Source organism: Methanosarcina horonobensis HB-1 = JCM 15518 (assembly GCF_000970285.1).
Classification (GTDB): domain Archaea; phylum Halobacteriota; class Methanosarcinia; order Methanosarcinales; family Methanosarcinaceae; genus Methanosarcina; species Methanosarcina horonobensis.
Genome location: NZ_CP009516.1, coordinates 3,164,275 through 3,176,926, shown reverse-complemented (window position 1 = coordinate 3,176,926; position 12,652 = coordinate 3,164,275). Strand labels below are relative to the sequence as shown.

The 12,652-nt window shown below is 42.6% G+C and carries 7 protein-coding genes; 3 read left to right on the top strand and 4 right to left on the bottom strand.

The genetic code is table 11. From position 1 onward, the window contains the following. The first annotated feature begins 7 nt into the window (after positions 1-7). On the top strand, positions 8-292 hold the full coding sequence (locus tag MSHOH_RS13890) for a MoaD/ThiS family protein (protein ID WP_048143501.1): 285 nt from the start codon (positions 8-10) through the stop codon (positions 290-292). A 361-nt stretch (positions 293-653) separates the two neighbouring features. Here MSHOH_RS13890 and MSHOH_RS22245 read toward each other — a convergent pair whose 3' ends face one another. Beyond that, positions 654-6,908: a NosD domain-containing protein gene (locus MSHOH_RS22245; protein WP_052730874.1), complete on the bottom strand. Its 6,255-nt coding sequence runs from the start codon at positions 6,906-6,908 to the stop codon at positions 654-656. A gap of 286 nt (positions 6,909-7,194) precedes the next feature. On the opposite strand from MSHOH_RS22245, the gene MSHOH_RS13880 reads away from it, so the two are divergent. After that, the gene (locus MSHOH_RS13880; RefSeq protein ID WP_239450981.1) at positions 7,195-7,794 is read left to right on the top strand and encodes a cysteine hydrolase family protein; all 600 of its coding nucleotides are present in this window, start codon (positions 7,195-7,197) and stop codon (positions 7,792-7,794) included. Between the two features lie 214 nt (positions 7,795-8,008). On the opposite strand, the gene MSHOH_RS13875 is transcribed toward MSHOH_RS13880, so the two are convergent. From MSHOH_RS13875 to corA, 3 genes are all read right to left on the bottom strand, one after another. Next, complete coding sequence (locus tag MSHOH_RS13875; protein WP_204245327.1) at positions 8,009-8,932, bottom strand: mechanosensitive ion channel family protein; 924 nt, start codon at positions 8,930-8,932, stop codon at positions 8,009-8,011. Then, on the bottom strand, positions 8,920-9,663 hold the full coding sequence (locus MSHOH_RS13870) for a DUF432 domain-containing protein (protein WP_048140458.1): 744 nt from the start codon (positions 9,661-9,663) through the stop codon (positions 8,920-8,922). Before MSHOH_RS13870 ends, MSHOH_RS13875 begins: the two co-directional genes overlap by 13 nt. 180 nt (positions 9,664-9,843) lie before the next feature. Next, positions 9,844-10,914 carry a magnesium/cobalt transporter CorA gene (gene corA / locus MSHOH_RS13865; protein WP_048140456.1) on the bottom strand — a complete coding sequence of 357 codons (1,071 nt, stop codon included), beginning with the start codon at positions 10,912-10,914 and terminating at the stop codon, positions 9,844-9,846. Positions 10,915-11,213: 299 nt separating this feature from the next. Between corA and MSHOH_RS13860 the strand changes: the two genes are divergently transcribed. Further along, the gene (locus MSHOH_RS13860; RefSeq protein WP_048140454.1) at positions 11,214-12,134 is read left to right on the top strand and encodes a mechanosensitive ion channel family protein; all 921 of its coding nucleotides are present in this window, start codon (positions 11,214-11,216) and stop codon (positions 12,132-12,134) included. The last annotated feature ends 518 nt before the right edge of the window (positions 12,135-12,652 follow it).

The window sequence follows — 12,652 nt, the reverse complement described above, 5'->3', positions numbered from 1 at the left end:
CGGAAAAATGAAAGTAAATGTGAAATTCCTTGCCTCGATCCGCGAGATAGTCGGAGCTCACGAAATCCGGTTTGAACTGAATTCAGGGGATACTGTAAAAGATCTCCTTGAACTCCTTGAATCCCGTTTTGGAGTGGAGTTTAAAGAAGCAGCAGGTAAACCCTTCGAGGACGAAAATCCCAGAATCAGGTTTCTTGTTAACGGCAGAGATGTTGATTTTCTCAAGGGACCTGAAACCGAACTGAAAGAAGGGGATCTTGTTGTCCTTATCCCTCCGGTTGGCGGAGGATAAAAAATATTAAGAAAAGTGAAATCGACCTTTCTCTTGGCTAGAGAATTAATTTTCTTGGCCTGCCATTTTAACATAAAGTAAGTATCACAGAGCCTCCGCCAGCTTGTCTGGCGGCCTTTTTTAGATATAGTTTAATTCAGTTTAGTTTGAACCTTTTCAGGCTTTTGTCATTTTAGTTATTGTTTTTAGGAATATTACATTTGTTTATTATTCTTTACAGCCATTATTTCCGTTCTTTCTTTTCAAAAACATTATCTAGCTAGCGGCGGACAAACTTTATTGAAAGACGGAACTAAAAAAAGAAAGTTAATGGGGAAGAAATATTTCCCCTCACTAAACCAAAGGCTCGGGTTTTTTGCTCTCATGATTTCTTTTTTAACAGGCGCAAAGCAGAAACCATTCCAGTTGCCATAATGGCAGGACCGAAACCCGGAATTATCTTGGTTTCTCCGGAGTCTGTATTCGGAACTTCGTCCCCGGTTACTTGCTGTGCTTCGGTTTCAGGTCCGGTTGCTGGCGTTATCGTAACAGAAGCTTTCTTTTCTCCTGTAATCGAGTAGTAGGAAAAGCCAGGAGTTTCGGCTCTGAAATAGAGAAATTTATCATCTTCCCCGGTTTTTTCAGTCGGAAGTAAGGTCCAGGCGTTGTCGTGGTAACGGTTCAGGGTCAAGCTGGCTTCATCAATATTGTTTTCTTCCACCCAGCTGCGGGGAACCTTAAATTCGATCACTGCACTCTTAAACGTATCCAATTCTCCGAAGAACTGGCTTCCGATAACTATGTTCATGTACTGGTAGATCTCACCTTCAGGGCTTTCAAGAACGGTACTCGGGAGACCTCTCAGGACTTCAACTTTTCCGGTTACTGTCCCTGCACCTGTCCCTGAAACAAAGCTAATTCCCGTAACACTGCATCCGGGTTCGCTGAAGGTAAACTCTGCCTGCTGTCCTGCAAGAACCTGCTGTCTGGAAACGCCCGTTGTCAGGACGTTGGCAGAAGACGTTCCCGAAACTCCTCCGAAAAGAGCTGAACGCCTCCTGCTGCTTCCATTTCTTCCGCTGTTCTCTTCTTTCTCTTCTTCTCCGTCATCCCCTGCTTCGGGAGGCATGTACAGGGGAAGGCTGTCAAACTCATTGTCGGAGTTCGGAATTTCGTAAGACGTATCACAGAAACCGTCTCCATCGGCATCCGGAGTGGTTTCGGAAAAGCCTGTTCCGCCAGGTGCTGCCCAGCAGTTCCCTCCTATATAGGGACCTCCCAGAATGTTTGGTCCATCGGTTCTGCTGACGTTCCAGATATTTCCGTCGCATTCTCCCCGGAGGAAAATATTATCCATGTTCCTGAACAGGTTGTTGTAAATGCTGTTATTCCCGGAATCATCGAGTTCCAGCCCACAATAATTGTCTGACAGGTTGTTGTCACGCAGGATATTGGTATCGGAAATATAAAGGTAAATACCTTCGTCATTGAGGCTAATTACGTTATTCTCCAGGCTCGAATTTGTCGTGTTGTAAAGGAAAAGTCCGTATATGTTATGCTCAAGTACCTGGTCCCGGACTGTTATATTCTCACAATCAAAAAGGTACACAGTTCCTGCATTTGAAGAGGTATCGAGTACTCTATCAGATTCCCCTTTAAGGTAATAAATTGGCTTCCCGTTCACGAGGTTACTGGTGTCTATATCACAGGTCCCCTGTCCGGTGTAAGGAGAAGCTCCAAAGCTGTACTCGTTGTCTGAAAGAAGATTGTTTCTCAGGACGCTGGAATCGGAAGAGAGCATTAGCCCATACATGTTTTCTGAGATTATGTTATTATTCAGGTAGTTATCTTTCCCATCAATAAGATCGATTCCGCAACTGTTATTCTTCACATTGTTGTTTGAGTAGTTGCAGTCAATGCCGTCCCTCCCTATAATCCCGTTATTGTTCCCGAATACGGTGAGGTTATACAGGGTAGAATTGGAGGATTCCGCAAGAAAAACCCCGTACCCGTTCTTTTCGAGCACAAGATCCCTGACAGTTACGTTTTCACAGCCTATCATGTAGACTGTACCGGCATTTGAAGAAGAATCGAGCACTTTATCGGATTCTCCTGTAAGGTAATAAATGGTTTTTCCATCCACCAGGTTGCTGGTATCTATATCGTTTGGAATCAGGTTTTCATTCCGGTAATATACATCATCCATGAAATTGAAAGTGTTATCCTGCATTGAATTATTTCTCAGGATATTTGCTTCCGAGGCCGAAAGCCAGAACCCGAACCGTTCACTTCCGCTTATGGTGTTGTTATACAGCCTGTTTCCGTCACTCAGGCCCCTAACAGCAATTCCGTATCCGTTGTCCTGCAATTCGTTTCCTGATACCTCGTTTCCTGATGCTCTGTTCAGCCAGAGCCCGCAGGTAGAAACCGAACTTATGCTGTTATCGTTTACAGAGCTATTGCCGGAATTATCAAGGTGGAGCCCGAATTCTCCTCCGGTAACGGTGTTTTCGGAAAGGGTGCAGTTTTCAGACTCATATAACCAGGCTCCTTGATAATTGTCGGAAAGGATATTTTCACTTATACTGCAGCCGGATACTCCTTCCAGATAGATTCCTGCAGCATGTCCTTCCGAAGCCCCGGATACGGTGAACCCGCTGATGTTTACGGAATTGGCAGTCACATTGAAAACATTTTCTTCAGGGACAGCTGCACGGACAATGGTGTCTTCAGGGTTCCCTGAGGAAGAAATGATGTTTACGGACCTGGTCACCTGCACGTTTTCTTCATAAGTCCCGGGGTTTACAAGAAGCGTGTCCCCATCCCATGCAGCATCTACGGCCGCCTGAATTGAGGAAAAAGTCCCGGGCCCGGAACCAACTGTGAGCGTAAGCGGAACGCCCGGTTCTCTGCAGACAGGGAGGTAGTCTTTACTTCCTGTGACAGTATTGATAACATAAGGAGTATCTCCTATCCCGTTGCTGTCAGAGTCAGAACCCGTATAATCGCTCCAGTAGTTACCTGTGGTGGTATTCCAGACGTTATTGCCTGTGTCCTTAACGTTCTTTGTATTATTGAACGAGTTACCGTAAACGGTATTGTTTATAGCTGCAGTAAGCCAGAGCCCGAATTCAGAGTTATTTGAAACCGTATTTGCAAACAGTACATTGTCGGACGTTAAAAATTCCCCTGTCCAGCCTTCAAGAGTAATACCTCGGGTATTTTCCAAGACTATATTTCGTGAAAGTATGTTGTGCTGGCTTATGGTCAGGCTAATTCCGCTTTCATTGTTCGAATTTGCATTGTTTGCTGTCAGGACGTTGTAATCCGAATCAAACAGCTCGAGCCCGAGATCACTACCCGAAACGTTATTTTCCACAAAGGTATTATTGTTCGAGCAGTCCGCCAGAATTCCGGTGTGTCCACCAGAAGCATTATTGCCGTTTATGGTGTTATACCGGGCTTCGTAAAGATATATGCCGTGTTCCTTATTTCCGGTCAGGTTGTTGTCTGTCAGGGAATTTCCTGAACAGGCCGTCAGGTAAATCCCATATGAGTTGCCTGAAAACTCACTTTCCTGTACCGTGCTGTTTTCCGAATCCTCGAAGTATACTCCGTATGTGTTGTTGAAGAACGTATTGTTCTTGAGTTCTGTCCGTTCTGCCCCGTAAAGGTAGATCCCGTAAGATTCGTTCCGGAATACAAGGTCCCGGACTGTTACGTTCTGGCAGTTAAGCAAACAAACGGAACCCGCACCTGACCCGGCATTCAGGACATGGTCAGAAACTCCGGAAAGGATGTACAGAGGCTTTCCATTAAGAAGGTTGCTTGATTCTATCTCAGGAATGTTCTGCGAGGTACAATTTCCTGAAATTCTAAAGTTGTACGTGTTCTCACTCATTCTATTGCCTGCAAGTGAGTCCCATTCCGAGCCTGAAATATAAAGCCCGTAGGAGTTTGAACTTGCATTGTTGTCCGTGAAGTTCAGGCCGGAGGAACTACTGATGTAGAACCCATACCGGTTATCTGACGAACTGGTGTTTTCAACATGGGAATCCATTGTGTTATAAAAGTACAGTCCATAGTTATTTCCAGAAAGATTAAGGTCACGGATCGTCATGTTCTGACAGTTGATACAGTACACCGTTCCGGCATTCGAACCATAATCAAGGACAAGGTTGCTTTCATTTGCGAGATAGTAAATTGGTTTGCCTTCCACGGTATTGCTTTCATCAATATCCTGTTCTGTCGAAGCTTTTGGAAACGCAAAGTTGTAAGAGTTGTTTTCCATGCTGTTGTTTCTAAGAGTATTCCCTTCCGATGAGGATATATATATCCCGTAATTATTGGATTCGGCTCTATTCCTTTCCATGGTACAGTTTTCTGAAACAGTGACATAAAGCCCGCAGTAGTTGTTTGAAAGCACGTTTCCGCTTATGTTGCAGTCTCTGACCTCATAGAGCCAGATCCCGCCAGTGGGGTAGGAGTAAGGAGATACAAGTTCTGATGCTCCTCTTACGGAAAAGCCTGAGATGTTAACCGAATCAGCAGTTACGAAGAACACCGAATCTTTCGGGTTTACCGCTCTTACTTCCGTGTACTCGGGCCCGGATTCCGAAAGGATTGTAACTGCCCTGTCCACATCCACGTTTTCAGTGTATGTGCCGTTGCGGACAATGATTGTGGCGCCTGGAGAAGCGGCGTCAACTGCAGCCTGGATGGAAGCGAAATCCGCATGCTCGTCATCGTCCACGTAGAGTATGGAAGAGTTAGTTACACTAATCCATTCTGTTTTTTCAAGAGTACTGTTTCCATATTCATTTTCCACATGGAGTGTGACATTATACTTCCCGGCTTCTGTATATTTATGAATAGGGAAACGGTCGGCGGAAGTGTTTCCGTCTCCAAAATCCCAGTACCATGCAGTTGGGGAAAGGAGACTTGCATCAATAAACTCTACTGTGAGGGGAGTAGGGCCCGAGGTAACATTGGCCGTGAAGGCAGCTTCTGCAGCTTCACTCCTGTTTGTGAAGGCTTTGATGCAAACGTTCATGTTTTCTGCAGCAAGAGCAGTATCTATCCAGTTCTCCCCGTCAGGGCTGAAAAAGCTCTCTCCGGGGTTTGCCCTGGCTTTGCTGCTGTACTCTTCCTGCGGGTATTCGACCGCCACAGGGAAAGAGTACCCGGGAGTAGTAAACTTTACAACTACTGAAAAGTTCTGCCCGGGATCAAGAGGAACTGAGGTATTCAGGGAAACCGTATGGTAGCCTGCAAAGGTAATTGTCCCATTGGCAGAACTTTCTGCCCCTGCAGGATTTATGGGTCCGGAAACCGGATCTGTGTAGATGTATACTTCGTACTCCGTACTGGTTGCAGTAGTATAGAAACTCACGGTTTCAAGGGTTTCGGCTTTTTCGGCTGTGAAAATGTTGGCTGCCCAGGCTGTGCTGCTTCCTGAGGCCCCGATATTTTCGACCCAGCCAAGTGGATCATACTGGTATACATGGGAATAAGAACTCAGGTCTTCGGTAGTCTGAACGTTGTTTATGCTCCCTATGGCAGTATCGTAATAAGAGATATAGAAAAAGCCTTCTTCTCCCCAGCTTGTACTCCAGGAATTTTTGATAATGAATGCCCCATCCCCGGGAGCTGCAGGAGTAAACCTGTTTCTGTCAAACGAATCATCCCAGCCTGCGATGCCTATCAGATGGTTTTCACTGTTCGACCCAGGGTAATAATATGTGAAGTTGGTAGCGTCATAAGCATCGGGAGAATAGTAAATCGCAGAGCCAACCACCCCGTAATTCATCAGGGCCCATTTGATCAGGTCGTTATCTTCCGGTCCGCTTCTTGCCGGAATGAAAAGAACTTCCTGTATCCGTTTTAAGGAAGGAAGGTCTGTCCGGGATATTCCTGAGTGAGAGTCATAGGGGTCATCGGTTTCACTTACCGGGCCACTCCGGCGGGTAAAGTAAGCCGTGGTCATAAGAGCATTTCCGCCATCGTCATAAGTGCGGTCAAAACCTTCAGGATAATCCTCTGAAAGCAGGTTCTTTATATTGTTCTCGGAGAAGTCCATACTTTTTCCCTCTGTTCCGAGAATGTAAGATTCCAGGGCTGCACAGGCTCCGAATGCCCAGCAGCTTCCTGCATCCATCTGGTCCCGGATGGGAGTCACGCGCCCTAGAGCCCGGAGGTCGTAAGAAACTGGATAGCTGCCCTCGCCTGCCAGATTCTCAACAGTTTTCAGGTGTGTGAGGTCTACGGGGGCAGGAGTGAGGCCTGTAGCAAAATTTTCGGCCTCTTCTTCAGAAACCTCATTTGAGGTAAGGAGTATTCGGTTCTCATCTAGCCCTTCATTTTCCAGATACTCCTCAAACTCAGGATTCAAAGGAGCAAGGGAAAAAAGTTTAGAAGAATGATTTTCAGGTGGAACAGATTCGTCATTTTCATAGTAATTGGAATTATTATTTTCAAATGTACTTAAGACATTACTTTCAACTATTATTGATGTATTATTTCCTGATGTAACGGATCCGTTTTCTATGGAAGTCAGATTTTCTGAAACTGCTGTTGCCTGCCCTAGCAGAAGGCATGTCAAAGCAAGAAAGAAAAAACAATTATGTTTTTTTACCATTTTACCCTTACCTGTTTTGCTTTTTGATCATTTTAAAGTTAGAAAGTCATAAGTTTCATAATCGAATAAAAGCTAAATTATAGATTAATCTCCAAAATTGATGACAATTTTTAGCAGAAGTAAATATCTAACAATAAAATATTTTTAATATATTATATATGTTAAGTGTTTTGGTATTTTTATTATGTTTTGAAGAAATAGCTTTAAATAAAGGGCTCCAGGGGTAAGCTTATCGCAGATCACGTAAAATAGAAGATAAAAGGTAAAATCGATTGAAGGATAAAGATTGGGTGAAAAATTGAAAGCTCTGATAATTATGGATATGACAAATGACTTCGTATTCGAGAAATATGAACATGAAGGAGAGGAATACGAGGGCAAGCTTGTAGCCCCGCTTGGGAAGTCAATCATGGAGCCTATTGCAGCCCTGGTAAGAAAAGCAGTTAACAGCAGGACCGTCTCTCTTTTCAGGCTTTCGAAAGACCACTACGATGCATTTACAAATCCAGAACTTGAACTGAAGATAGCAGAGCTCGGAATTGACGAAGTATTTATGACAGGTCTTGTTGATGAGGTCTGCATTCACCTGAACGCTCTTGGTTTTCTCGAGAGAGGTTTTCGGACAAATATCGTAAAAGGCTGTACTGCTCCCTTTGATCCGGAAAAAGGAAAAAAGGCTCTGAAGGAAGCCAGTGCCTGCGGGGCAAAGATGGTTTATGATATCCCTGACGATATAGGTGTAATCCTGCTTCTCGAAGACGAACATACGGAAGATTCGGAAGAAATAAAATCCGGAAGCTGGCCTCCCCATGCTATGAAAGGAACACCGGGAGCCCTTACAGTTAAACCTATCAGAGAAGCACTTGAGGGCAGAAAACAAAAATAAGTGATATAAAAAGTAAAAGTGAAAAGAAAAAATAAAAAAATAAAAAGAAAAACGAAAAGAAAAAAAGAGAAAAAGAGAGAAAAATGAAATAAAGGGACAACGGCTAAAAAGGAAAATCAAATAGGGGCAGTGACTAAAAAGTAACAGGAGATCTATAATTTAAAGATCCCTTTTTCTTTTCCTTAGCCACTCAGTTTTCATGGCTCATCAGGACTCAATTTAACACTCTTTCTTCAAAGTTCAACACAGGCTCATTTTTCTCAAATTCATTTTCTTTCGGCTCTTCAGCTACCTGAGGTTTTTTTTCCGTTTCGGATTTAATATGAAGTACGCGCTGTGGGTAGGGAATTTCGATCCCGTTTTCTTCAAGGGTTTTTTTAATGTTCCACAGGAGTCTTGTTTTCAATCCGAACCACTCGCTAACAGGAGCCCAGATCCTTACTGTGATATTGACCCAGCTGTCCCCAAGGTCGTTTACAAAGACTGATGGAGAAGGGCTCAGGAGAGCAAATGGCTCTTTATCTATAAGGTCCTTGATCAGCCATATTGCAGCACTGGCATCGTCACTATAGCGAATTCTGATCGTGTATTCAAATCTTCTTACCGGGTGTCCCACTATATTTGTGATGTTTGTCGTAAACACCTGCTGGTTTGGAATGCGGACAAGGAGGCCGTCATAGGTTCGCATAAGGGTGGAAATTATGCGGATATCGGTGACATAGCCAGCTATCCCGTTGATCTCTACCTGATCCCCTATTTTTATGGGCCTTTCAAACATAAGGAAGCAGCCCGAAACCAGATTTCCGACAATGTTCTGGCTTGCAAAACCGATCACGATACCTGCAACTCCTCCTGCAAGCAGAAGCCCGGAGGGGTCAATTCCTATTAGAGGAAGTATCGAGATAAAAACCACTATGAGAGAACCATAGTAAAGAAGTTTGAGAATAGGCTCGCCCACGTCCTTACTGACCCGGTCTTTAAGAGACCTTCGCAGGTAAATTGTGAGAATTCTGGAAAAAATCATCCAGAACGAAAGAATGACTACAAACTTTAGCAAAGATCCCAGAGTAACCGTACCATTTGAAGTAGGTAGGCCAAGGTCAAGAAAATTAGTATCAGGAAGGATCAAAAGCCCCACCCCATATAAAATTTAAGTGGTACGAAGCCAAGCTTCCGGAGGCCGTAAACACCGAAAGCCTCTTTCCTGATCTTCTGGTCTTTCACAAGATAACCCTTCGACTCTCCGCTAATTGGCTGCATCTCAAAACCTGTTTCAGCCGTGTTCCTGTTGAGTATGTCCATACGGGCTTTCATGAAGACATCCCCGTCATAGTAGAGCTTCATCCCGTATGCACTGAAAACGGCTTTTGAGATTGAAGCCCAATCAGAGGAGGCATTTCTCAGAGTAAGCTCCATAATGCCTTCCTGCAGAGGATTAAGTAAAGGAAAAACAGAGTATAACCTGCTTTTCCAGTGCTTACAGACAACTCCGTTTGAAACCTCTCCGTAAAGGGTAAATTTCTGCCTCGCCAGACTGAGCACATCCACAAGTTGAGGGCTCTTGTTGCCTGCTTCCTGAATGAAAATGCCTATCTCAACAGGAAAAGTTAAAAAAATCTGTTTTTTCTCCCCACCTGCAAGGAGCAGGGTTTTTTCAAACTCTATCAGCAGATTTGGAGTAATTTCTTTTGGAGTATTTAGAGGTTCAACCGGATTTATGATGATGCGTTTTCTATCTCCAAGGATAAGTTTTTCCACTTCATCTTTTCCAGATTTCCTCCTGTATGTCCATCTATCTCCAGTTCTTTCCACAGAGATAGAGATTCCTTCCTGTTCTACTGAAAAGGGGGGATCGTAATAGCCGTACATAGTATTCCAGCAAATAACATATTTCAATAATTTCTAAATTTATTAATACTACATTCAAACCATTATAAAAAAATTACTTCAAATAAATTTTTGAGATCGTAAAGAAAGTGAAGAGATTAGAAAAAGAAGCCCGAAAGGATAAGTGAGAAGAGAACAGATAGAAAAAAGGAAAATAGTATTTTAAACCCACCTTCTCTTCTTAAAGTAAAGGAACATGCTTATTCCTATTATTGCCATTCCTATCACGACTACAGGATAACCCCAGCGCCATTCGAGTTCGGGCATATATTTGAAGTTCATGCCGTAAACCCCTGCAATAAAGGTTAGGGGGATGAAGATAGTGGCGATGACTGTCAGGACTTTCATAATATCATTCATCCTGTTACTCAAGCTGGATAGATAGACATCTACCATTGAAGAGAGAATGTCCCTGAAGGCTTCTATCGAGTCAATGACCTGAATGGTGTGGTCATAAACATCTCTTAGATAAATCTGAGTAGCCTCCTTTATGAGTCCGGACTCGACTCTCTGCAGACTGTTTACCAGCTCCCTGAGGGGCCAGACTGATCTGCGAAGTACGATCATCTCCCTCTTGTACTTCTGAATCATTCTCATAGTTTCAGGTACGGGATTCATTATCAGCTTTTCTTCAAGATTCTCAATCTCTTCCCCAAAGTGTTCAAGAATCAAAAAATAATTGTCAACTACAGCATCTATCAGGCTGTATGCAAGAAGATCCACCCCGTTCTTTCGCAGGCGTGAAGCAGGATTTTTGAGCCTTTCCCGGACAGGATCGAAAACATCTCCTTCCCTCTCCTGAAAAGAAAGGATATAATTGGGACCAAGGATGATGCTTACCTGGTCTATAATGATCTCTTCTTTTATTTCATCTAGAAGCATCATTTTCAGTACAGTGTAAATGTAAGAATCATAATCTTCCATTTTCGGGCGCTGCCCTGTATTCAGCACGTCTTCGAGGGTAAGAGGATGAATCCCAAAGTAGCTTCCAAGTTTTTCTATAACCTCTACCTGATCGAGTCCGTCCACATTTATCCACAGGTTCATGCCGGGGTGGTCTTTTAGGACCTGACACTCTTCCACGGTTTTGAGCTCTTTTTCTATAAGTTTCTCACTGTTATATATCCAGGCTCTAATTACGACTTTCTCTGCCTTTTTTTCCCCCACGTGGACGAGAGTTCCGGGGGCAAGACCGACCTTTGATTGCTTCCTTCTGAAAGTCCTCGGTTTCACGGCTCTGCCTCACTTTATAATAAAAATAATCGCGTTGTTTAATTTGTTTAATTAATACTTCAATGATTTAAGCCTATACATGGTTTTTTGAAAACAACTATCAAGTTTTTGAAGCAGTTGGGATAATTTTTAGCGCAACATGACTCCAACCCTGGAAATGAGTTTTTAAGTGTTTGCAGATAAATATATGTAATATCCATTAAATAGAATATTACAATAAATATAATAATAGACCTTCCAAAAAATAGGGGAATTTGGGAAGATCGTCAGTATTAAAACCGGATATAGGGGTGATTTGTATGGTTCAAAATGAGATTATGAATAGTCTATACGCTATGTTTGATCAGTTTATAGCATTTATTCCGACATTAGTAGCCATAATTCTTCTTATTATTATAGGGACAATACTGGGAAAAGCCCTTGGAAAGATCGGGGCCAAAGTACTGGACAAAATAGGACTTGATGATCTGGTTGACAGAACTGTGATAGGTGGAATGATAAGAAGAGGACAGATGAGTACAGTGGGTTTTTTTGATGCGGTTATCCGCTGGTTCATTTACATTATCTTTGCCATAATCATTCTGGATCTTCTGAATATCGAGGTCGTGAACAGTTTTGTCGATCTTATAATATTCTACATCCCGCTTGTAATCTCAGCTCTCATAGTCCTGCTAATAGGTCTGCTGATTGTTGACTTCGTCAGCGATCTACTTGAGAGAGTCCTTATTTCAACCGGATTGGATGAAAGATTTGAACGGACATCTTTTGGAGCTTCACTTAGATCCAGCGGACTGAAGGTTTCGCGCGTCATAGCTGGAATTGTTAGAATATTCGGGTATTTGATAGTCCTCACGGCTGTGTTTGACATCCTGCGACAACCTATGATTACAGATCTGCTGATAGATATTACTCTGTACCTGCCACGTGTACTGATAGCTATCCTGATCCTATTGATAGGGATTCTCTCTATTGATATAGTGATGGACTACCTGAGCAATACTATCAAAGGTATGAAAATCGAAGGGGCAGATATACTTCTTCCACTTCTGAGAGGCTTCTTGCTTCTTATTGTAGTTCTGGTTGCCCTGGACACGATGCTAATTGATACTACCATAATCTACATACTCTTCAGGCCGCTGGCATGGGGAATCGCTCTCGTGGTGGCATTCAAATACGGAGTTAAAGACGCAATCGTTGCTTATGCCAGAGAAAGGAAGTAATTTCTTCCTTTCATTTTTTAATTAAAAAATATCTTTCCTGAATTGTGAGGCTAACCGGTTTTAGCCGATTGAGTTAGACTTGCCTGATCTTATTTTTTTATGATTGTTTTTCCAGATTAGCTAATCTAAGGCTTATCTAAGATTGGTTTATTAGCCAGAGATTAAGTCATATCCGGAGCTTGATATAAATGCACTCGTTTTTAATAGATTTATATATAAAAAATGTATTAAATTTATATTATACACACTTATCTTCAACTCTAGCAGACTATTTTTTAGAAACAAATAAAAGATAATAATTATTATATCTTTTATTCGACTTTTCTTGCAGATGCGTTTTTTTATTGAGATAAAAGCTCGATCAGGTTCCCTGAAAGGAGTCAGTAAAGGATCTTAAAGGCTTTTAAGCGTTTTTAGAAACAAAAATCAGGTATTTCTTCAGAAAACTCAGGTAAAAAACTGAAAAACAGAAAACGGATTAAATGACTTTCATTATTATAGGATTTGAAATAATTTTT

Excerpts from the sequence above, each read along its gene's own strand:
- MSHOH_RS13890 (WP_048143501.1), top strand. The coding sequence starts at position 8 with ATGAAAGTAAATGTGAAATTCCTTGCCTCGATCCGCGAGATAGTCGGA.
- MSHOH_RS22245 (WP_052730874.1), bottom strand. The coding sequence starts at position 6,908 with ATGGTAAAAAAACATAATTGTTTTTTCTTTCTTGCTTTGACATGCCTT.
- MSHOH_RS13870 (WP_048140458.1), bottom strand. The coding sequence starts at position 9,663 with ATGTACGGCTATTACGATCCCCCCTTTTCAGTAGAACAGGAAGGAATC.
- MSHOH_RS13860 (WP_048140454.1), top strand. The coding sequence starts at position 11,214 with ATGGTTCAAAATGAGATTATGAATAGTCTATACGCTATGTTTGATCAG.